General features: G+C 53.0%; 20 protein-coding genes, 1 tRNA gene and 1 rRNA gene. 14 read left to right on the top strand and 8 right to left on the bottom strand.

The genetic code is table 11. The features are described from left to right. Window positions 1-3: 3 nt before the first annotated feature. The 8 genes from lpxA to tilS all read left to right on the top strand — a co-directional run bounded on the left by lpxA (window position 4) and on the right by tilS (window position 11,060). Window positions 4-792: an acyl-ACP--UDP-N-acetylglucosamine O-acyltransferase gene (lpxA, locus tag GUC46_RS19320; RefSeq protein ID WP_003018525.1), complete on the top strand. Its 789-nt coding sequence runs from the start codon at window positions 4-6 to the stop codon at window positions 790-792. Continuing rightward, the gene (gene lpxB, locus GUC46_RS19315; protein WP_130715154.1) at window positions 792-1,940 is read left to right on the top strand and encodes a lipid-A-disaccharide synthase; all 1,149 of its coding nucleotides are present in this window, start codon (window positions 792-794) and stop codon (window positions 1,938-1,940) included. Before lpxA ends, lpxB begins: the two co-directional genes overlap by 1 nt. Next, window positions 1,937-2,533 (top strand): ribonuclease HII, encoded by a 597-nt coding sequence (rnhB, locus tag GUC46_RS19310; RefSeq protein ID WP_003845817.1) that lies wholly within the window; start codon window positions 1,937-1,939, stop codon window positions 2,531-2,533. Before lpxB ends, rnhB begins: the two co-directional genes overlap by 4 nt. 24 nt (window positions 2,534-2,557) lie before the next feature. Beyond that, window positions 2,558-6,040: a DNA polymerase III subunit alpha gene (gene dnaE, locus GUC46_RS19305; RefSeq protein ID WP_160180623.1), complete on the top strand. Its 3,483-nt coding sequence runs from the start codon at window positions 2,558-2,560 to the stop codon at window positions 6,038-6,040. A 12-nt stretch (window positions 6,041-6,052) separates the two neighbouring features. Further along, complete coding sequence (gene accA, locus GUC46_RS19300; RefSeq protein ID WP_003018513.1) at window positions 6,053-7,012, top strand: acetyl-CoA carboxylase carboxyl transferase subunit alpha; 960 nt, start codon at window positions 6,053-6,055, stop codon at window positions 7,010-7,012. Between the two features lie 99 nt (window positions 7,013-7,111). After that, the gene (gene ldcC, locus GUC46_RS19295; protein WP_003018509.1) at window positions 7,112-9,250 is read left to right on the top strand and encodes a lysine decarboxylase LdcC; all 2,139 of its coding nucleotides are present in this window, start codon (window positions 7,112-7,114) and stop codon (window positions 9,248-9,250) included. 66 nt (window positions 9,251-9,316) lie between these two features. Continuing rightward, window positions 9,317-9,706 (top strand): VOC family protein, encoded by a 390-nt coding sequence (locus GUC46_RS19290; RefSeq protein WP_130715153.1) that lies wholly within the window; start codon window positions 9,317-9,319, stop codon window positions 9,704-9,706. Between the two features lie 61 nt (window positions 9,707-9,767). Further along, window positions 9,768-11,060: a tRNA lysidine(34) synthetase TilS gene (tilS, locus tag GUC46_RS19285; RefSeq protein WP_130715152.1), complete on the top strand. Its 1,293-nt coding sequence runs from the start codon at window positions 9,768-9,770 to the stop codon at window positions 11,058-11,060. A gap of 63 nt (window positions 11,061-11,123) precedes the next feature. On the opposite strand, the gene rof is transcribed toward tilS, so the two are convergent. Together rof and GUC46_RS19275 are read right to left on the bottom strand one after the other, a co-directional pair. Further along, window positions 11,124-11,384: a Rho-binding antiterminator gene (rof, locus tag GUC46_RS19280; RefSeq protein WP_003018503.1), complete on the bottom strand. Its 261-nt coding sequence runs from the start codon at window positions 11,382-11,384 to the stop codon at window positions 11,124-11,126. After that, window positions 11,371-11,571 (bottom strand): YaeP family protein, encoded by a 201-nt coding sequence (locus tag GUC46_RS19275; RefSeq protein ID WP_003018499.1) that lies wholly within the window; start codon window positions 11,569-11,571, stop codon window positions 11,371-11,373. Before GUC46_RS19275 ends, rof begins: the two co-directional genes overlap by 14 nt. A 188-nt stretch (window positions 11,572-11,759) precedes the next feature. Here GUC46_RS19275 and GUC46_RS19270 point away from each other — a divergent pair, with 188 nt between their 5' ends. From GUC46_RS19270 to nlpE, 3 genes are read left to right on the top strand one after another with little or no spacing between them, the layout of a single operon-like run. Continuing rightward, entirely contained in the window at window positions 11,760-12,305 is a 546-nt protein-coding gene (locus tag GUC46_RS19270; RefSeq protein WP_003018497.1) for a YaeQ family protein, read from the top strand. Continuing rightward, window positions 12,302-12,724 carry an alternative ribosome rescue aminoacyl-tRNA hydrolase ArfB gene (gene arfB, locus GUC46_RS19265; protein WP_003018489.1) on the top strand — a complete coding sequence of 141 codons (423 nt, stop codon included), beginning with the start codon at window positions 12,302-12,304 and terminating at the stop codon, window positions 12,722-12,724. The genes GUC46_RS19270 and arfB overlap by 4 nt, the downstream gene beginning before the upstream one ends. A gap of 30 nt (window positions 12,725-12,754) precedes the next feature. Beyond that, window positions 12,755-13,453, top strand: coding sequence for an envelope stress response activation lipoprotein NlpE (gene nlpE / locus GUC46_RS19260; RefSeq protein WP_085951559.1), 699 nt, complete (start codon window positions 12,755-12,757; stop codon window positions 13,451-13,453). A gap of 44 nt (window positions 13,454-13,497) precedes the next feature. Here nlpE and proS read toward each other — a convergent pair whose 3' ends face one another. The 6 genes from proS to metN all read right to left on the bottom strand — a co-directional run bounded on the left by proS (window position 13,498) and on the right by metN (window position 19,092). Beyond that, complete coding sequence (proS, locus tag GUC46_RS19255) at window positions 13,498-15,216, bottom strand: proline--tRNA ligase (RefSeq protein WP_016149584.1); 1,719 nt, start codon at window positions 15,214-15,216, stop codon at window positions 13,498-13,500. Between the two features lie 113 nt (window positions 15,217-15,329). Then, a complete protein-coding gene (gene tsaA, locus GUC46_RS19250) occupies window positions 15,330-16,037 on the bottom strand; it encodes a tRNA (N6-threonylcarbamoyladenosine(37)-N6)-methyltransferase TrmO (protein ID WP_139935115.1) in 708 nt (235 codons plus the stop codon). Continuing rightward, complete coding sequence (gene rcsF, locus GUC46_RS19245; RefSeq protein ID WP_003018477.1) at window positions 16,034-16,438, bottom strand: Rcs stress response system protein RcsF; 405 nt, start codon at window positions 16,436-16,438, stop codon at window positions 16,034-16,036. Before rcsF ends, tsaA begins: the two co-directional genes overlap by 4 nt. A 116-nt stretch (window positions 16,439-16,554) precedes the next feature. Further along, complete coding sequence (gene metQ / locus GUC46_RS19240; RefSeq protein ID WP_003018474.1) at window positions 16,555-17,370, bottom strand: methionine ABC transporter substrate-binding lipoprotein MetQ; 816 nt, start codon at window positions 17,368-17,370, stop codon at window positions 16,555-16,557. A 44-nt stretch (window positions 17,371-17,414) separates the two neighbouring features. Continuing rightward, window positions 17,415-18,068, bottom strand: a complete 654-nt coding sequence (locus GUC46_RS19235) for a methionine ABC transporter permease MetI (protein WP_003018471.1) — start codon at window positions 18,066-18,068, stop codon at window positions 17,415-17,417. Further along, window positions 18,061-19,092, bottom strand: a complete 1,032-nt coding sequence (gene metN / locus GUC46_RS19230; RefSeq protein WP_003018468.1) for a methionine ABC transporter ATP-binding protein MetN — start codon at window positions 19,090-19,092, stop codon at window positions 18,061-18,063. Before metN ends, GUC46_RS19235 begins: the two co-directional genes overlap by 8 nt. A 189-nt stretch (window positions 19,093-19,281) precedes the next feature. Here metN and gmhB point away from each other — a divergent pair, with 189 nt between their 5' ends. The 3 genes from gmhB (at window position 19,282) to GUC46_RS19215 (ending at window position 21,917) form a co-directional block, all read left to right on the top strand. Further along, window positions 19,282-19,848 carry a D-glycero-beta-D-manno-heptose 1,7-bisphosphate 7-phosphatase gene (gene gmhB / locus GUC46_RS19225; RefSeq protein WP_003829138.1) on the top strand — a complete coding sequence of 189 codons (567 nt, stop codon included), beginning with the start codon at window positions 19,282-19,284 and terminating at the stop codon, window positions 19,846-19,848. Between the two features lie 366 nt (window positions 19,849-20,214). After that, a 16S ribosomal RNA gene (locus GUC46_RS19220) occupies window positions 20,215-21,756 on the top strand. 85 nt (window positions 21,757-21,841) lie between these two features. Beyond that, window positions 21,842-21,917 (top strand) — tRNA-Glu (locus tag GUC46_RS19215). Window positions 21,918-22,046 lie beyond the last annotated feature (129 nt).

Raw genomic sequence — 22,046 nt, 5'->3', positions numbered from 1 at the left:
TACGTGATTGATAAATCCGCCTTTATTCACCCGACCGCCATTGTAGAAGAGGGCGCCAGCATTGGTGCCAATGCTCACATTGGCCCATTTTGTATTGTTGGACCCCATGTTGAAATTGGTGAGGGTACCGTACTGAAGTCTCACGTTGTCGTGAATGGCCATACAAAAATTGGTCGCGATAACGAGATCTATCAGTTTGCCTCCATCGGTGAAGTTAACCAGGATCTTAAATATGCTGGCGAACCGACCCGTGTGGAAATTGGCGATCGCAACCGCATCCGCGAAAGCGTCACCATTCATCGTGGCACAGTGCAGGGCGGTGGAGTGACGAAGGTGGGCAGCGATAACTTACTGATGATTAATGCGCACGTCGCGCATGATTGTACGGTAGGAAACCGCTGTATTCTGGCGAATAACGCCACGCTTGCCGGGCATGTTTCGCTGGATGATTTTGTTATCATCGGCGGCATGACTGCGGTGCATCAGTTCTGCATCATCGGTGCTCATGTGATGGTTGGTGGCTGTTCTGGTGTAGCCCAGGACGTGCCTCCGTACGTTATCGCCCAGGGCAACCACGCGACGCCGTTTGGCGTCAATATCGAAGGTCTGAAGCGTCGTGGATTCACCCGCGAAGCGATTACCGCGATTCGTAACGCCTACAAAGCGTTGTACCGTAGTGGTAAAACGCTGGAAGAAGTGAAACCAGAAATCGCGGAACTGGCGAAACAGTACCCCGAAGTTCAGGCTTTCAGCGACTTCTTTGAGCGCTCAACGCGTGGCCTGATTCGTTAATGACTGAACAGCGTCCTTTAACGATTGCCCTCGTCGCCGGAGAAACCTCCGGCGATATTCTTGGTGCAGGGTTAATCCGTGCACTCAAGGCTCGCGTTCCCAATGCGCGTTTTGTTGGTGTGGCGGGTCCGCTGATGCAGGCCGAAGGCTGTGAAGCCTGGTACGAAATGGAAGAGCTGGCGGTCATGGGCATTGTTGAAGTGCTCGGACGTCTGCGCCGTTTACTGCATATTCGTGCCGACCTCACTCGCCGACTCACCGACTTAAAGCCGGATGTTTTCGTTGGCATTGATGCACCTGATTTCAACATTACCCTCGAAGGGAACTTGAAAAAACAGGGCATTAAAACCATTCATTATGTCAGTCCGTCCGTCTGGGCGTGGCGACAGAAACGCGTTTTCAAAATAGGCAGATCCACCAACATGGTGCTGGCCTTTCTGCCTTTCGAAAAAGCGTTTTATGACAAATTTAACGTCCCGTGCCGCTTTATAGGTCATACCATGGCGGATGCCATGCCGATGGACCCGGATAAAAACGCGGCACGTGATATTCTGGGCATTCCTCATGACGCTCACTGCCTGGCGCTACTGCCGGGAAGCCGTGGTGCAGAAGTGGAGATGCTCAGCGCCGATTTTCTGAAAACGGCGCAGCTATTACGCCAGCATTATCCGGATCTCGAAGTGGTGGTGCCGTTGGTGAATGCCAAACGTCGCGAGCAGTTTGAACGCATTAAAGCGGAAGTTGCACCGGAGCTTTCCGTACATCTGCTCAATGGTATGGGACGTGAAGCAATGGTGGCCAGCGACGCCGCACTGCTGGCTTCAGGTACCGCCGCGCTGGAATGTATGCTGGCAAAATGCCCGATGGTGGTTGGCTACCGTATGAAACCCTTCACCTTCTGGCTGGCGAAGCGTCTGGTGAAGACTGATTACGTTTCGCTACCTAACCTGTTGGCGGGAAGAGAACTGGTTAAAGAGCTGTTGCAGGAAGAGTGTGAACCGCAGGCGCTGTCGCAAGCGCTGTTGCCGTTGCTGGCGAATGGTAAAACCAGCCATGCGATGCACGACACATTCCGTGAACTGCACCAGCAGATCCGTTGCAATGCTGATGAGCAGGCAGCGGATGCGGTCCTGGAGTTAGCGCAATGATTGAATTTGTGTATCCGCATACGCATTTAGTGGCGGGTGTGGATGAAGTCGGACGCGGCCCTTTGGTCGGCGCGGTCGTCACTGCTGCCGTCATTCTGGATCCGGCTCGCCCTATTATCGGTCTTAACGACTCAAAAAAACTGTCAGAAAAACGTCGCCTGGCGCTGTTTGATGAAATTAAAGAAAAGGCGTTAAGCTGGAGCCTGGGTCGGGCGGAACCGCATGAAATCGACGAACTGAACATTTTGCATGCTACCATGCTGGCCATGCAGCGTGCGGTTGCGGGTCTGCATATTGTGCCCGAATACGTGCTGATTGACGGCAATCGTTGCCCGGCATTACCGGTACCGTCGATGGCGGTGGTCAAAGGTGATAGCCGCGTGGCGGAGATTAGCGCCGCATCGATTCTGGCAAAAGTGACCCGTGACGCTGAAATGGCGGCGCTGGATACGGTTTTTCCACAGTATGGTTTTGCACAGCACAAAGGTTATCCAACCGCATTTCATCTGGAAAAATTGGCACTGCATGGTGCGACTGAGCACCATCGCCGCAGCTTTGGCCCCGTCAAACGCGCACTGGGACTCTCGTCCTGATTCTTGTGTCGAAGGAATCTGAAGATGTCTGAACCACGTTTCGTCCACCTACGGGTGCACAGCGACTACTCCATGATCGATGGGCTGGCGAAAACCGGACCGCTGGTAAAAAAGGCGGCCGCGTTAGGCATGCCTGCGCTGGCGATCACCGATTTTACCAACCTGTGTGGTCTGGTGAAGTTTTACGGAGCGGGCCATGGCGCGGGTATCAAGCCGATAGTTGGCGCAGATTTTCATGTCCGCAGTGAGCTGTTGGGCGATGAACTCACGCAGCTTACCGTGCTGGCCGCAAATAATACCGGCTATCAGAACCTGACGTTGTTGATTTCGAAAGCCTATCAGCGCGGCTATGGCGCAGAAGGACCGGTTATCGACCGGGACTGGTTGGTCGAGTTAAAAGAAGGCTTGATTTTGCTCTCTGGCGGTCGCATGGGCGATGTCGGACGAAGTCTGCTGCGCGGCAATAACGCACTGGTTGACGAGTGCGTGGCGTTTTACGAAGAACATTTTCCCAATTGCTATTTCCTCGAACTGATTCGCACCGGCAGGCAAGATGAAGAAAATTATCTGCACGCAGCCGTAGCACTGGCCGAAACGCGTGGCCTACCGGTGGTGGCGACTAACGATGTCCGCTTCCTTGAAACCGGAGATTTCGATGCGCATGAAATCCGCGTAGCGATCCACGACGGCTTTACCCTTGATGACCCGAAACGCCCGCGTAACTATTCGCCGCAGCAGTACATGCGCAGCGAAGATGAGATGTGCGAGCTGTTCTCCGATATTCCGGAAGCACTGCAAAACACCGTCGAGATAGCTAAACGCTGCAACGTGACGGTGCGTCTGGGCGAATATTTCCTGCCGCAGTTCCCGACCGGCGATATGACCACCGAAGATTTCCTTGTGGCGAAATCACGCGAAGGGCTGGAAGAACGTCTCGAATTTTTGTTCCCTGACCCTGAAGTTCGTGCGCAGAAGCGCCCACCTTACGATGAACGTCTGGAAGTTGAACTTAAAGTTATCAACCAGATGGGATTCCCGGGCTACTTCCTGATCGTTATGGAATTTATCCAGTGGTCGAAAGATAACGGCGTACCGGTAGGCCCGGGACGTGGTTCCGGTGCTGGCTCACTTGTTGCCTATGCGCTGAAAATTACCGATCTCGACCCGCTGGAATTTGACCTGCTGTTCGAACGTTTCCTTAACCCGGAACGTGTCTCAATGCCCGACTTCGACGTTGACTTCTGTATGGAGAAACGCGACCAGGTCATCGAGCACGTGGCGGAAATGTACGGTCGTGATGCGGTTTCGCAGATTATTACCTTCGGTACGATGGCTGCAAAAGCGGTTATCCGCGACGTGGGCCGCGTACTGGGGCATCCGTACGGCTTCGTTGACCGTATTTCGAAGCTGGTGCCGCCCGATCCGGGCATGACGCTGGCAAAAGCCTTTGAAGCCGAACCCCAACTGCCGGAAATTTATGAGGCAGATGAAGAGGTTAAAGCGCTGATCGATATGGCGCGTAAGCTGGAAGGCGTCACGCGTAACGCCGGTAAGCACGCCGGTGGTGTGGTTATCGCACCGACCAAAATTACTGATTTTGCTCCGCTGTACTGCGATGAACAGGGGCTGCACCCGGTTACTCAGTTTGATAAGAACGATGTGGAATATGCCGGTCTTGTGAAGTTCGACTTCCTCGGCCTGCGTACGCTCACCATCATCAACTGGGCGCAGGAAATGATCAACGCGCGCCGTGAAAAGAACGGTGAGCCACCGCTGGATATTGCGGCTATCCCGCTGGATGACAAGAAAAGCTTCGATATGCTGCAACGCTCGGAGACCACGGCGGTCTTCCAGCTTGAATCCCGTGGCATGAAAGACCTGATCAAACGTCTGCAGCCTGACTGCTTCGAAGATATGATCGCACTGGTGGCTCTGTTCCGCCCTGGCCCGCTACAGTCGGGGATGGTAGATAACTTTATCGACCGTAAGCATGGTCGCGAAGAGATTTCCTATCCGGATGTACAATGGCAGCATGAGTGTCTGAAACCGGTACTGGAGCCCACCTACGGCATTATCCTGTATCAGGAACAGGTTATGCAGATTGCCCAGGAGTTGTCCGGGTATACCCTTGGCGGCGCGGATATGCTGCGTCGTGCGATGGGTAAGAAAAAGCCGGAAGAAATGGCCAAGCAGCGCGGCACCTTTGAAGAAGGGGCGAAAAAGCGCGGCGTAGACGGCGAACTGGCGATGAAAATCTTTGACCTGGTGGAGAAATTCGCCGGTTACGGATTTAACAAATCGCACTCCGCTGCCTATGCGCTGGTTTCTTACCAGACTCTGTGGTTGAAGGCGCATTATCCTGCCGAGTTTATGGCGGCGGTAATGACCGCCGATATGGATAACACCGAGAAAGTCGTCGGACTGGTGGATGAATGCTGGCGCATGGGGCTCAAAATCCTGCCGCCGGATATCAACTCCGGGCTTTACCATTTTCACGTGAATGATGATGGCGAGATTGTTTATGGCATCGGCGCGATAAAAGGCGTGGGTGAAGGGCCAATTGAAGCTATTATTGAGGCGCGTAACGAAGGCGGCTACTTCCGTGAGCTGTTTGATCTCTGCGCGCGCACGGATATCAAAAAACTTAACCGCCGGGTGCTGGAAAAGCTAATCATGTCCGGGGCGTTTGATCGCCTTGGCCCGCATCGTGCAGCGTTGATGAATTCGCTCAACGACGCACTAAAAGCCGCCGATCAGCATGCAAAAGCCGAAGCTATTGGTCAGGCCGATATGTTTGGCGTGCTGGCGGAAGAACCGGAGCAAATTGAACAATCCTATGCCAGCTGCCAACCGTGGCCGGAGCAGGTGGTATTAGACGGTGAGCGTGAAACGTTGGGGCTTTACCTGACGGGACACCCCATCAACCAGTATTTAAAAGAAATTGAGCGCTATGTCGGAGGCTACAGGCTGAAAGACATGCATCCGACAGAACGTGGTAAAGTCACCACGGCTGCGGGGCTCGTCATTGCTGCGCGGGTAATGGTCACCAAGCGCGGCAATCGTATCGGCATCTGTACACTGGATGACCGTTCCGGACGTCTGGAGGTTATGTTGTTTACCGATGCTCTGGATAAATACCAGCAATTGCTGGAAAAAGACCGCATACTTATCGTCAGCGGACAGGTCAGCTTTGATGACTTCAGTGGCGGGCTTAAAATGATGGCCCGTGAAGTCATGGATATTGACGAAGCCCGGGAAAAATATGCTCGCGGGCTTGCTATCTCGCTGACGGACAGGCAAATTGATGACCAGCTTTTAAACCGACTCCGTCAGTCTCTGGAACCCCACCGCTCGGGGACAATTCCAGTACATCTCTACTATCAGAGGGCGGATGCACGTGCGCGGTTGCGTTTTGGCGCGACGTGGCGTGTCTCTCCGAGCGATCGTTTGCTAAACGATCTCCGTGGCCTTATTGGTTCGGAGCAGGTGGAACTGGAGTTTGACTAATACAGGAATACTATGAGTCTGAATTTCCTTGATTTTGAACAGCCGATTGCAGAGCTGGAAGCAAAAATCGATTCTTTGACTGCGGTTAGCCGTCAGGATGAGAAACTGGATATTAACATCGATGAAGAAGTGCATCGTCTGCGTGAAAAAAGCGTAGAACTGACGCGTAAAATCTTCGCCGATCTTGGCGCATGGCAGGTAGCCCAACTGGCGCGCCATCCACAGCGTCCGTACACCCTGGATTATGTCCGCCTGGCGTTTGATGAATTTGATGAGCTGGCGGGCGATCGAGCCTATGCGGATGATAAAGCTATTGTCGGCGGTATCGCGCGTCTGGATGGCCGTCCGGTGATGATCATTGGTCATCAGAAAGGCCGTGAGACCAAAGAAAAGATTCGCCGTAATTTCGGCATGCCAGCGCCGGAAGGCTATCGCAAAGCGCTGCGCCTGATGGAAATGGCCGAGCGCTTCAACATGCCGATCATTACCTTCATCGACACCCCAGGGGCTTACCCGGGCGTGGGCGCGGAAGAACGTGGTCAGTCAGAAGCGATTGCGCGCAACCTGCGTGAAATGTCGCGTCTGAGCGTACCGGTAATCTGCACCGTTATCGGTGAAGGTGGTTCCGGCGGCGCGCTGGCGATCGGCGTAGGCGATAAAGTGAATATGCTGCAATACAGCACCTATTCCGTTATCTCCCCGGAAGGTTGTGCTTCCATTCTGTGGAAAAGCGCCGACAAAGCGCCACTGGCCGCAGAAGCAATGGGAATTATCGCGCCGCGTCTGAAAGAGCTGAAGCTGATTGACTCTATCATCCCGGAACCGCTGGGCGGCGCGCACCGCAACCCTGAAGTAATGGCTGCGTCCCTGAAGGCACAGCTGCTGGCCGATCTCGCCGATCTCGACGTGTTAAGCAAAGATGATCTGAAAAACCGTCGTTACCAGCGTCTGATGAGCTACGGTTACGCGTAAACTGCATTAATTCTGAAAAGGGCCACAATGCTGTGGCCCTTTTTTTTACCTGTGGTTTGGCCAGGCTATGATTAACTAAGGTTTTTCCAGGAGGAACGCATGAATATCATTGCCATCATGGGACCGCATGGCGTCTTTTATAAAGATGAGCCCATCAAGGAACTTGAACGTGCGCTGCAGCAGCAGGGGTTTCAGATTATCTGGCCGCAGAATAGCGTCGACCTGCTGAAGTTTATCGAACATAACCCGCGAATTTGCGGCGTCATTTTTGACTGGGATGAATACAGTCTGGAACTGTGCAGCGACATCAACCAGCTCAACGAGTATCTCCCGCTCTACGCCTTTATTAATACCCATTCGACGATGGATGTCAGTGCGCACGACCTGCGCATGGCGCTGTGGTTTTTTGAGTATGCGCTGGGTCAGTCTGAAGACATTGCCACCCGTATCCGCCAGTACACCAGCGAATACCTCGATAACATCACGCCTCCTTTTACCAAAGCGCTGTTTACCTATGTGAAGGAAGGGAAGTATACCTTCTGCACGCCTGGGCACATGGCGGGAACGGCGTACCAGAAAAGTCCGGTCGGCTGCCTGTTCTATGATTTCTTTGGCGGCAATACGCTGAAAGCCGACGTGTCCATTTCCGTAACCGAACTGGGCTCATTGCTTGATCATACCGGTCCGCACCTGGAAGCGGAGGAGTATATCGCGCGTACTTTTGGTGCCGAGCAGAGCTATATGGTGACCAACGGCACCTCGACATCGAACAAGATTGTCGGTATGTATGCTGCACCTGCAGGCAGTACGCTCCTGATTGACCGCAACTGCCATAAGTCACTGGCGCATTTGCTGATGATGAGTGATGTGGTGCCAATCTGGCTGAAGCCTACGCGTAACGCGCTGGGGATCCTCGGCGGTATACCCCGTCGGGAATTTACCCACGCAAGCATTGAACGCAAAGTTGAGGAAACCAATCAGGCGCAATGGCCGGTCCACGCGGTGATCACCAACTCCACCTATGATGGCCTGTTGTATAACACCAACTGGATCAAACAAACCCTGGATGTGCCCTCCATCCATTTTGATTCAGCCTGGGTGCCGTATACCCATTTTCATCCGATCTATCAGGGGAAAAGCGGGATGAGCGGCGAACGGGTACCGGGAAAGGTGATTTTTGAAACCCAGTCTACCCACAAGATGCTGGCGGCGTTGTCACAGGCTTCGCTGATCCACATTAAGGGCGACTATGATGAAGACACGTTCAACGAAGCCTTTATGATGCACACCTCTACGTCTCCGAGCTATCCGATAGTGGCGTCGATAGAAACGGCGGCGGCAATGCTGCGTGGCAATTCAGGCAAGCGGTTAATCAATCGTTCGGTGGAACGGGCGCTGCATTTCCGTAAAGAAGTGCAACGTCTGCGTGAAGAGTCGGATGGCTGGTTCTTTGATATCTGGCAGCCGGAAAAGGTAGATGAAGCAGAGTGCTGGCCGGTAGCGCCAGGTGAAGACTGGCACGGATTTGTTGATGCTGATGCCGACCACATGTTCCTTGACCCGGTGAAGGTCACGATTTTGACGCCGGGAATGGATGAACAGGGAAATATGAGCGAAGAGGGGATCCCCGCGGCGCTGGTGGCGAAATTCCTTGATGAACGCGGCGTCGTAGTCGAGAAGACGGGACCGTATAACCTGTTGTTCCTGTTCAGCATTGGTATTGATAAAACCCGGGCGATGGGGCTGCTACGTGGCCTGACGGAATTTAAGCGCTCGTACGATCTGAATTTACGTGTGAAAAATATGCTGCCGGATCTATATGCTGAAGATCCCGATTTCTATCGCAATATGCGTATTCAGGATCTGGCGCAAGGGATCCATCAGTTGATCCGCCAGCATGATCTCTCCGGGTTGATGCTGCGGGCATTTGATACCTTGCCGGAAATGAAAATGACGCCGCACCAGGCCTGGCAGCGGCAGATCAAAGGTGAGGTCGAAACGGTAGCACTTGATCAACTGGTGGGGCGCGTTTCTGCCAATATGATCCTGCCTTATCCCCCCGGTGTGCCGCTTTTGATGCCCGGGGAAATGATCACTGCCAAAAGCCGGGCTGTCCTCGATTTTCTTCTGATGCTGTGCTCGGTAGGGCAGCGCTACCCTGGATTTGAAACCGATATCCATGGCGCTAAACTGGGCGAGGATGGCCTGTATCGCGTGAGAGTCTTAAAAATGGCATAACGACTTGCCTGACCCCAAGACGTTCGAGTAACGTTCTGACAGAAAAATGAAAGAGGCGATGACGCTATGCTGGGATTAAAACAGGTTCACCATATTGCCATTATTGCGACAGACTACGCGGCGAGTAAGGCATTTTACTGCGATGTGCTTGGCTTTACACTGATGAGCGAAGCCTATCGGGAAGAGAGAGACTCGTGGAAAGGCGATCTAGCATTGAACGGCCAGTATGTGATTGAGCTTTTTTCTTTCCCGTTTCCACCTTGCCGTCCGAGCCGACCGGAAGCCTGTGGTTTGCGTCATCTGGCGTTCAGCGTAGATGACGTGGAAAAGGCGATAATTCATCTGGAAAGCCATGATGTGAAATGCGAGCTGGTACGAATCGATCCGTTTACCGGCAAACGTTTTACGTTTTTTAACGATCCGGACGGATTACCCCTCGAACTGTACGAGCTGTAAGGCTTGTCATTGTGGCGTTAGCCCGGTAACGTGCCTGGCAATGCCATTGTAAGTAACCATCATGACGACACTCACGCTGAACACTTCGCTGCTGAATTCTCAATCGATTCTGGTCGCCTTTAGCGGCGGGCTGGATTCCACCGTATTGCTGCATCAGTTGGTGCAGTGGCGAGCGCTGCATCCTGATGTTGCTTTACGCGCAATCCACATTCATCACGGATTAAGCCCACACGCAGACAGTTGGGTGCAGCACTGTGAGTCGGTATGCGCGCAGTGGCAGGTGTCGCTGGTGGTTGAGCGGGTACACCTTGAGGATGATGGTCTGGGCATCGAAGCCCAGGCGCGACGCGCGCGCTATCAGGCGTTTGCGCAGACCTTACTACCGGGCGAGGTGCTGATGACCGCACAGCATCTCGATGACCAGTGTGAAACCTTTCTGCTGGCGCTTAAACGCGGCAGTGGTCCTGCCGGACTTTCCGCCATGGGGGAAAGCTCTCCGTTTGCCGGAACCCAGCTGATTCGACCGCTGCTGGCGCAAACGCGAGAGGCGCTTGAAGCATGGGCACGGCAGCATGAATTATGCTGGATTGAAGATGAAAGCAATCAGGATGATACCTACGATCGCAATTTCCTCAGATTGCGCGTTACCCCATTGCTCCAACAGCGCTGGCCGCACTTCGCGCAAGCCGTTGCTCGCAGCGCTGCGCTGTGCGCTGAGCAGGAGAGTTTATTGGATGAACTGCTGGCCAGCGATTTAGCCGATTGCATCACATCCCGCGGAACACTGTTACTGACGCCATTAATGATGATGAGCGGCGTGCGTCGTGCCGCGCTGCTTCGTCGCTGGCTGGCGGGGTTAAATGCGCCGATGCCTTCCCGTGATGGGCTGGAACGTATCTGGCAGGAAGTGGCGCTGGCGCGGGAAGACGCGTCACCAAGTTTTCGCCTCGGGGAGTTCGAGGTCCGTCGTTATCAGTCACAGCTGTGGTGGGTGAAGTCAGTCGATGGGCAAAGCGAAACTATTATCCCGTGGTTAGAGTGGAAAACACCGTTGACGCTGCCTGCCGGATTGGGTTCGGTTCAGTTAATCTCTGCGGGTGATTTGCGCTTGCCGCAAGCGGATGAAGTCGTCAGTATCCGTTTTAAAGCGCCAGGGTTATTGCATATTGTCGGGCGTAACGGCGGACGGAAATTAAAAAAAATCTGGCAGGAGCAGGGGATCCCGCCCTGGCGACGAGATACCACACCGCTGCTGTTTTACGGCGAAACGTTGATTGCGGCTGCGGGTGTTTTCGTGACGCGTGAGGGGACGGCGGAAGGTGAAGAAGGCGTGAGGCTGGTATGGCATGCCTGATGGTGCTGCGCTTATCAGGCCTACGTTTCACATGGAAAGTAGGCCGGATAAGGCGAAATAAAGTTAAGATTCGCTGACCACCACGGTACCGATCTGCGGGTGGCTGAAGCTGGCAATTTTGTCGAGACGAAGCTCCCGGGTTTCACCTGCGACATCTGCGACCAGATACTCCACGTTTTTGCGTGAAACCAGGTCGTTCGCTTTCGCCTGCAAAACTTCGCCATCTTTTAGCGCCAGCGTCAGTAACAAATGGTGCTGGCAGGCGAGTTCAAGATTGTCGTAATCATCGCAGTTGATGGGTTGATACGTTTCATTCATTGACATAATCGCTCACCAGTAAGTTCGCGGCAGCATACGCCGCTTTTTCCCTGACCGACTCTGGAAGGGCGCTGTCTGCCGCCACTTCATTAAGCACCTTCAATACGCAACCCAGCGCATCCGGGATATACCCTAAGTCTCCGCTGGCGATTTCCGCGTACCGCTTGCGTATTAACTCACAATATTTTTCCACATGCCCTCCTGTCAGCACTCTGACTTAACCGTGGATGCAAGTCTAAGCCTACGAAGATAAACTCTGTTTAGCAAGGTGACTATACCATACTCATTCAAGCAATATCAGCGCCTTGATAGAGGAGCAGTTAGCAGCCTTTTGCCGCAGTTTTCGCTACAATGTGTGCCTGATTCGAAAGGAGTTCTCTCATGGCGCTTAAAGCGACAATTTATAAAGCCGTCGTCAACGTAGCGGATCTTGACCGCAACCAGTTCCTTGACGCGGCCTTGACGCTGGCGCGTCACCCCTCTGAAACCCAGGAGCGCATGATGTTGCGCCTGCTGGCCTGGATCAAATATGCCGATGAACGGCTGCAATTCACGCGTGGTCTGAGTGCGGAAGACGAGCCTGAAGCATGGCTGCGTAACGACCATCTGGGTATCGATCTCTGGATTGAGCTGGGTCTGCCGGATGAGCGCCGTATTAAAAAAGCCTGTACCCAGTCTGGAGAGGTTGCCCTGTTTGCTTACAACAGCCGTGCGGCTCAGATCTGGTGGCAGCAAAATCAGAACAAGTGCGCGCAGTTTAAAAATCTGACCGTGTGGTATCTGGATGATGAGCAACTGGCGCAACTGAGTGATTTCGCAGGTCGTACAATGGCGCTGCAGGCAACTATCCAGGACGGTGCTATCTGGCTGTCTGACTCTCAGAACAATCTGGAAATTCATCTGACCGCGTGGCAGCCGCGTTCATGATTGTTATCTCCCGAAACGTCTCTATCCCTGATAATGAGCTGGAAATCACGGCGATTCGGGCGCAGGGCGCGGGCGGTCAGCACGTTAACAAGACCTCGACGGCTATCCATTTGCGCTTTGACATTCGGGCCTCTGGCCTGCCAGAGTATTACAAGGAACGTTTGCTTGCCGCCAGCCATCATCTGATTAGCGGTGATGGCGTTATTATCATTAAGGCGCAGGAATACCGTAGCCAGGAACTTAATCGGGAAGCGGCAATCTCCCGGCTGGTAGCGGTGATAAAAGAATTAACCGCAGTGCAAAAAAGCCGACAGGCAACTCGCCCTACACGCGCCTCGAAAGAGCGCAGGTTGTCATCGAAGGCGCAAAAATCCACAGTGAAAGCACTGCGTGGGAGAGTTCGTCGAACGCAAGACTGACGAGCGGGAATAAAAATTTATAAGGAATTGATAGTGAAAACAGCAATATTGTCCGTAGTCGCTGCATGCACGCTTTTTTCCTTGATCGGCTGTAATAACCGTACTGAAGTTGAAGTACTACAGCCGACGCGGGCGGCAGAATTAAAACCGATGCAGCAAAGCTGGCGTGGCATCTTACCTTGCGCGGACTGTGAAGGGATTGAAACCTCTCTGTTTCTGGAAAAAGACGGTACATGGGTGATGAACGAACGTTATCAGGGCGTGCGGGATGAACCGTCTTCGTTTGCCTCTTATGGCACATGGGCGCGCACTGCCGACAAGCTGGTGCTGACCGACAGCAAAGGTGAAAAGTCGTACTACCGGGCTAAAGGCGAGGCGCTGGAAATGCTCGATCGTGAAGGTAACCCGATTGAGTCACAGTTTAACTACACGCTCCAGCCAGTTTCCGCCAGCTTACCGGTGACGCCAATGCCGATGCGAGGCATGTATTTCTATATGGCTGACGCGGCAATCTTTACCGACTGCGCAACGGGTAAACGGATGCCGGTGGCGAATAATGCTCAGCTTGAACGTGACTATTTAGCTGCGCGTGCAGAAAACGGACAGTCCGTATTGCTGACGCTTGAGGCGCATTTCACGCTGGAGTCAAACCCGGATACGGGTGAGAAAGTGAAAACGTTGATGGCGGATAAAGACGCGAAATTTATCCCCGGTAAAGCGTGTAATTAATCGATAGAAAAAAGGCCCTGATAATCAGGGCCTTTTTGTTGGTATTAGCCTTTAATGGCTTTGACCAGGAAGTCGACGATGTCGCCGGTTTTAATCAGCTCTTTCTCGCCGTTACGACGGTATTTGTATTCGATATCGTCGTTGTCGAGGTTACGGTCGCCCAGCACGATAGTGTGTGGAATACCGATCAGTTCCATATCGGCAAACATCACGCCCGGACGCTCTTTACGGTCGTCCATCAGCACTTCAATGCCCTGAGCGCGCAGCTCAGCGTACAGTTTTTCAGCCAGTTCCTGCACGCGGTAGGACTTGTGCATGTTCATCGGCAAAATCGCGACCTGGAACGGGGCAATGGCGTCTGGCCATACGATGCCGCGATCGTCATAGTTCTGTTCGATAGCAGCAGCAACCACGCGAGTGACCCCGATACCGTAGCAACCCATGGTCAGGATCTGGTTACGACCATCTTCGCCCTGTACGGCGGCTTTCATCGCTTCAGAGTACTTGGTACCCAACTGGAAGATGTGGCCGACTTCGATACCGCGTTTGATCATCAGCGTACCTTTGCCGTCCGGGCTCGGGTCGCCGGCGACCACGTTACGGATGTCTGCAACTTCCGGGGTGACTACGTCGCGATCCCAGTTGATACCGAAATAGTGTTTACCGTCGATGTTGGCACCGGCAGCGAAATCGCTCATTACTGCAACGGTACGGTCGATAACCACCGGAATCGGCATATTCACCGGACCGAGCGAGCCTGGACCTGCTTTTACCAACGCACGAATTTCTTCTTCGGTGGCAAAGGTCAGCGGGCTGGCAACCTGCGGCAGTTTTTCCGCTTTGACTTCGTTCAGCTCGTGATCGCCACGAACCAGCAGGGCGACCAGCGGGTAGCTGCTGCCTTCAACCGCTTTCACCAGCAGGGTTTTCACGGTTTTTTCGATAGGCAGGTTGAACTGCTCAACTAGTTCGGCGATGGTTTTGGCGTTCGGAGTATCAACCAGCGTCATTTCCTGAGTTGCTGCTGCGCGCGGCTCTTTCGGCGCAACGGCTTCGGCGAATTCGATGTTCGCCGCATAATCGGAGGAGTCGGAGAAGATCACATCGTCTTCGCCGCTCTGTGCCAGGACCTGGAATTCGTGAGAGGCGCTGCCGCCAATAGAACCGGTATCCGCTTGTACTGCACGGAAATCCAGCCCCATACGGCTGAAAATTTTGCTGTACGCAGCGTACATCGCATCGTAGGTTTCCTGCAGGGATTCCTGAGATGTGTGGAAAGAGTAGGCATCTTTCATCAGGAATTCGCGGGAACGCATCACGCCGAAGCGCGGACGGACTTCGTCACGGAATTTGGTCTGGATCTGATAGAAGTTCAGCGGCAGCTGTTTGTAAGAGCTCAGCTCGTTACGGATCAGGTCGGTGATCACTTCTTCATGCGTTGGGCCGAGGACGAACGAACGATCGCCACGGTCAGCAATACGCAGCAGTTCCGGGCCGTATTGTTCCCAACGGCCACTCTCTTCCCACAGTTCAGAAGGCTGAACGACCGGCATCAACACCTCGATCGCACCGGCGTTGTTCATCTCTTCACGCACGATATTTTCGACTTTTTTCAGGACGCGCACGCCGGTCGGCAGCCAGGTATATAACCCGGAGGCCAGCTTGCGGATCATCCCGGCGCGCAGCATCAGCTGGTGGCTGATGACTTCGGCGTCGGCAGGTGTCTCCTTCAGAGTGGAGAGCAGATATTGGCTAGTACGCATGTTGTTACGGTTCCAGTTGAACGATCGAACAGGCTCAAAACGAGCCTGGCACAAAACAAAAGTGGTTTAGTTTACCAGCGAGAAAGGGATGTCAAAAGAGTACGCGACGCAAATTAGCGGGCCTCCAGAGCAAAGACCTCAAATCCTGACGGTGTGACGCGCCAGCGGACGTTAAAGTCCAGCAGCCAGACGGCGTAGGTTTTGCCTTCTTCCTCATTTTTACGGTAGGCAGGACGCGGATCCTGCGCCAGCACTTCGGTAATAAACTGACGAAGACGCGGGTAACGTTGTTCGAGCTTCAGTAGCTGCTCAGCGAGATCTTCACTGAACGTCACCTCGACGCTGGCCTGAGGTGCGTCCTGGGCATAGCTGGCACGAGCATCAGGCAGCGATTCGGCAAACGGCAGATACGGCTTAATATCCACTACTGGCGTTCCGTCAACAAGGTCCAGTCCACCGAGTTCGAGGATTACGTGCTCTTTATGGCAGCGGGTGCCCCGCAGCTCAACCAACGACATGCCAACAGGGTTAGGACGAAACGTTGAACGTGTGGCAAAGACACCCATTCTGGCGTTGCCACCAAGACGGGGAGGGCGCACGGTCGGACGCCATCCACCTTCCATTGTCTGGTGAAAAACAAAAATCACCCACAAATGACTGAAGGCTTCCAGGCCGCGAATAGCATCGGCCTGGTTATAAGGTGCGAGCAAATGCAGTTCACCGCAGGCGCTTTTCACCAGACCTGGCTGGCGTGGAACGGCGAACTTTTCTTTATATGGTGAGCGGATAACGCCTATTTGCTCGAACTGAAAATGGCTCATTTCGCCGAAATGTTCAGTGCAGAACCGATGCAAACCGCCTGACGATAGCAACCCGGCGTTCCGCTGGTCACTTCGCAACTGTGTAGCAATACCGCATTAGCTTTCATTTTTGATGCGTTAATCTGCATGCGTTTGCGCGCGGTTGGAATGCTCGGAGGGGAATCCTGGTTGGATGCCTGGCAGGATTCACCGCTAACTTCGCCAAGATCGCGGAACGGCTTGCCTACTAAATCTTCAGCGTTAGTAATGATTCTTACCGGCGTCGCGCGCGGTGCTTTCGGTTTTTCCGGCTCCGCTTTCGGCGGGGTTGCGGTGCTTTGAACGGGTTCAACAGGGGATCTGCTTAACATAGAACAGCCGCTCAGCAAGAGTGCTACTAAACAGATCGGTAAAGCACGCATAATATTTCCTCAATGAATGATCTAAACGTCAGATATTGAATCAGGTGCTTGCATAAATGACAAGACGGGCAAGCGCCCGTCCTGATGATATTACATATTCTGTAAACAGCCTAAAATTACCAGCCCTTAACAGCACCGCCGTTGAAGACTTTGTTTGCTGCTTCGTACACTTCATCAGACTGGTATGCCTGAACGAATTTCTTCACGTTCTCAGCATCTTTGTTGTCTTCACGAGTCACGATCAGGTTTACGTACGGAGAATCTTTATCTTCAACAAAGATACCGTCTTTTGCCGGGGTCAGGCCGATCTGGCTGGCGTAGGTGGTGTTGATGACCGCCAGTGCGATTTGAGCATCGTCCAGAGAACGCGGCAGCTGCGGCGCTTCCAGTTCAACCAGCTTCAGGTTTTTCGGGTTTTCAATCACGTCCAGCGCGGTCGGCAGCAGGCCAACACCATCTTTCAGCTTGATTAAGCCCACTTTTTGCAGCAGCAGCAAGGAACGGCCAAGGTTAGTCGGGTCGTTTGGAATCGCGACCTGTGAACCGTCCTGCAGCTCATCCAGTGATTTGATTTTTTTGGAATAGCCCGCAATCGGGTAAACAAAAGTATTGCCTACAGCAACCAGCTTGTAACCGCGATCTTTGATCTGCTGATCCAGGTACGGTTTGTGCTGGAAGGCGTTAGCATCGATATCGCCTTTGCTCAGCGCTTCGTTAGGCAGAACGTAATCGTTAAACGTGACCAGCTCAACGTCCAGACCGTATTTTTCTTTAGCTACTTTCTGCGCGACTTCTGCAACCTGCTGCTCTGCGCCAACAATAACGCCCACTTTGATGTGATTAGGATCTTTTTCATCCTGACCGCAACCCACAAGTGCCAGAGAACCGATCAGGGCTCCAACTGCCGCAAAGGTTTTGAATTTGAACGCCATGCTTATTTCCTTTTCTTAATGAGTTTTTAGTGTTGTGTGCAACGTTATTTGTGCGTGACAGCCCGGACGATGCGATCGCCGGATAACTGAATTAAATAAACCAGAACGACGAGCAATACCAGTACTGTATTCATTACTGTAGCGTTGTAACCAATGTAACCGTACTGATAACCAATCTGTCCAAGACCACCGGCACCAACGGCGCCACCCATCGCGGAGTAACCAACCAGCGTGATAAGGGTGATGGTGGCCGCATTGACCAGTCCTGGCAGCGCTTCTGGCAGTAATACCTTACGTACAATTTGCAGGGGCGTGGCGCCCATCGCACGAGAGGCTTCTATTAGCCCGGTCGGGATTTCGAGCAGCGCGTTTTCCACCATACGGGCGATAAACGGCGCGGCGCCGACGGTCAGCGGGACGATAGCGGCCTGCAGTCCGATAGAGGTGCCTACGATCATGCGGGTGAACGGAATCATCCACACCAATAAGATGATGAACGGGATGGAACGGAAAATGTTCACCAGCGCAGAGAGCGTACGGTAGAGCTTCGCGTTCTCAATGATTTGCCCCGGACGCGTTACGTACAGCAACACGCCAACCGGCAGACCGATCACAAAACCAAAAAAACCGGACACAAAGGTCATTGCCAGCGTTTCCCATACGCCGCGAACCAGCAGCCACATCATCGGCTCAGACATAACCCAGTACCTCTACTTTTACATGGTGTTCCTGCAACCAGTTGATGGCTGCTTGTGTATCTTCCTGTGTGCCGTGCATTTCAGTCAGCATGATGCCGAATTTCACACCGCCGGCGTAATCCATCTGCGCGCTAATAATGTTGTTATTAACGTTAAAGCGACGGGCCGTCTCAGAAAGTAGCGGCGCATCGACCGAATGACCGGTGAATTCCATACGCAACATCGGCACACTGTCTGCTTCTGGCTCGGCTTTTAACCGTTCCAGGTAATCTTCCGGGATATCCAGGTGCAGCGTGGACTGAATAAATTTCTGTGCCAGCGGCGTTTTCGGGTGTGAGAACACTTCGCTGACGGTGTCTTGCTCAATCAGTTCACCATTACTGATGACTGCCACGCAGTCACAAATACGTTTTACAACGTCCATCTCGTGGGTAATCAGCAGAATGGTGAGTCCCAGACGACGGTTAATGTCTTTCAATAATTCAAGAATCGAGCGGGTCGTTGCCGGATCGAGTGCGCTGGTGGCTTCATCGCACAGCAACACTTTGGGATTGCTTGCCAGCGCACGGGCGATCGCCACACGCTGTTTTTGTCCACCGGAAAGATTGGCCGGGTAGCTATCGTGCTTGTCACCAAGACCAACCAAATCCAACAGTTCTGTTACACGGCGTTTGATCTCTTCTTTTGGCGTGTTATCCAGTTCCAGCGGCAGCGCGACGTTGCCAAACACGGTGCGGGAAGAGAGCAGGTTAAAGTGTTGGAAAATCATGCCGATTTGACGGCGAGCTTTGGTCAGCTCTGACTCAGAAAGCGTCGTGAGTTCCTGACCGCCGACCTGAACGCTGCCTTCGGTTGGGCGTTCAAGTAAGTTAACGCAGCGGATGAGCGTACTTTTACCGGCACCGGAGGCGCCAATAACGCCATAAATCTGCCCGGCAGGAACATGCAGGCTGACGTTATTTAACGCCTGAATGGTGCGAGTCCCCTGCTGGAACACTTTGGTGATATTCGAAAGTTTAATCATTGGTTATTTATTATCGTAATTAAGTTAGCCGTGGCATTTTCGTCTGTCAGGTACGGTCGAAGCCGTCAACAAGATGGATGTTAAGGCATCCAGACGTCTAAATCAATCAGGCTTTGCGCGATGAGCACTTTCTTGCCCGCTGAAACATGCGATACTAGAGCCACATGCCTTATTCAGGAGCTATAAAAGGTGGCAAAGTCTGTACCCGCAATTTTTCTCGACCGTGACGGTACCATTAATGTGGACCACGGTTATGTACATGAGATCGACGAGTTTGAGTTTATCGACGGCGTTATTGATGCCATGCGTGAACTTAAAAAGATGGGTTACGCGCTCATTATTGTGACGAACCAGTCTGGTATCGCGCGTGGTAAATTTACTGAGGCGCAGTTTGAAACGTTGACCGAATGGATGGACTGGTCGCTGGCCGATCGCGATGTTGAGCTGGATGGCATCTACTACTGCCCGCATCACCCACAGGGTACCGTGGAAGAGTATCGTCAGGTCTGCGACTGTCGTAAACCGCATCCTGGCATGTTTATCTCCGCCCGAGACTTCTTGCACATCGATATGGCCGCTTCTTATATGGTAGGCGACAAAATTGAAGATATGCAGGCGGCGGCAGCTGCGAATGTTGGCACGAAGGTATTGGTGCGCACAGGCAAACCCGTCACACCGGAAGCAGAAAATGCGGCAGATTTGGTCATAAATAGTCTGGCAGACCTGCCAATGGCGATAAAAAAGCAGCAAAAGTAAGCGTTGTGGGCAAAAGGTGAGCGGTTGAAATAAAAATGCATTTTTCCGCTTGTCTTCCTGAGTCGACTCCCTATAATGCGCCTCCATCGACACGGCGGATGTGAATCACTTCACACAAACAGCCGGCTCGGTTGAAGAGAAAAACCTGAAAATGAGGGTTGACTCTGAAAGAGGAAAGCGTAATATACGCCACCTCGCGACAGAGCGCTAAAGCGCGTCGCAACTGCTCTTTAACAATTTATCAGACAATCTGTGTGGGCACTCGAAGATACGGATTCTTAACGTCGCAAGACGAAAAATGAATACCAAGTCTCTGAGTGAACATACGTAATTCATTACGAAGTTTAATTCACGAGCATCAAACTTAAATTGAAGAGTTTGATCATGGCTCAGATTGAACGCTGGCGGCAGGCCTAACACATGCAAGTCGAACGGTAGCACAGAGGAGCTTGCTCCTTGGGTGACGAGTGGCGGACGGGTGAGTAATGTCTGGGAAACTGCCCGATGGAGGGGGATAACTACTGGAAACGGTAGCTAATACCGCATAACGTCGCAAGACCAAAGAGGGGGACCTTCGGGCCTCTTGCCATCGGATGTGCCCAGATGGGATTAGCTAGTAGGTGGGGTAACGGCTCACCTAGGCGACGATCCCTAGCTGGTCTGAGAGGATGACCAGCCACACTGGAACTGAGACACGGTCCAGACTCCTACGGGAGGCAGCAGTGGGGAATATTGCACAATGGGCGCAAGCCTGATGCAGCCATGCCGCGTGTATGAAGAAGGCCTTCGGGTTGTAAAGTACTTTCAGCGAGGAGGAAGGCGTTGTGGTTAATAACCGCAACGATTGACGTTACTCGCAGAAGAAGCACCGGCTAACTCCGTGCCAGCAGCCGCGGTAATACGGAGGGTGCAAGCGTTAATCGGAATTACTGGGCGTAAAGCGCACGCAGGCGGTCTGTCAAGTCGGATGTGAAATCCCCGGGCTCAACCTGGGAACTGCATCCGAAACTGGCAGGCTAGAGTCTTGTAGAGGGGGGTAGAATTCCAGGTGTAGCGGTGAAATGCGTAGAGATCTGGAGGAATACCGGTGGCGAAGGCGGCCCCCTGGACAAAGACTGACGCTCAGGTGCGAAAGCGTGGGGAGCAAACAGGATTAGATACCCTGGTAGTCCACGCCGTAAACGATGTCGACTTGGAGGTTGTGCCCTTGAGGCGTGGCTTCCGGAGCTAACGCGTTAAGTCGACCGCCTGGGGAGTACGGCCGCAAGGTTAAAACTCAAATGAATTGACGGGGGCCCGCACAAGCGGTGGAGCATGTGGTTTAATTCGATGCAACGCGAAGAACCTTACCTACTCTTGACATCCAGAGAACTTAGCAGAGATGCTTTGGTGCCTTCGGGAACTCTGAGACAGGTGCTGCATGGCTGTCGTCAGCTCGTGTTGTGAAATGTTGGGTTAAGTCCCGCAACGAGCGCAACCCTTATCCTTTGTTGCCAGCGATTCGGTCGGGAACTCAAAGGAGACTGCCAGTGATAAACTGGAGGAAGGTGGGGATGACGTCAAGTCATCATGGCCCTTACGAGTAGGGCTACACACGTGCTACAATGGCATATACAAAGAGAAGCGACCTCGCGAGAGCAAGCGGACCTCATAAAGTATGTCGTAGTCCGGATTGGAGTCTGCAACTCGACTCCATGAAGTCGGAATCGCTAGTAATCGTGGATCAGAATGCCACGGTGAATACGTTCCCGGGCCTTGTACACACCGCCCGTCACACCATGGGAGTGGGTTGCAAAAGAAGTAGGTAGCTTAACCTTCGGGAGGGCGCTTACCACTTTGTGATTCATGACTGGGGTGAAGTCGTAACAAGGTAACCGTAGGGGAACCTGCGGTTGGATCACCTCCTTACCTTAAAGAACCTGCCTTTGTAGTGCTCACACAGATTGTCTGATGAAAAGTAAATAGCAAGGCGTCTTGCGATTGAGACTTCAGTGTCCCCTTCGTCTAGAGGCCCAGGACACCGCCCTTTCACGGCGGTAACAGGGGTTCGAATCCCCTAGGGGACGCCACTTGCTGGTATGTGTGAGTGAAAGTCGCCGACCTTAATATCTCAAAACTTACCTTCGGGTGACGTTTGAGATATTTGCTCTTTAAAAATCTGGATCAAGCTGAAAATTGAAACGACACACTGTTTCATT

This window comes from Citrobacter sp. LUTT5 (genome assembly GCF_009905315.1).
In the GTDB taxonomy this organism is placed as follows: domain Bacteria; phylum Pseudomonadota; class Gammaproteobacteria; order Enterobacterales; family Enterobacteriaceae; genus Citrobacter; species Citrobacter freundii.
This window is presented reverse-complemented; position numbering and strand designations above follow the sequence as displayed.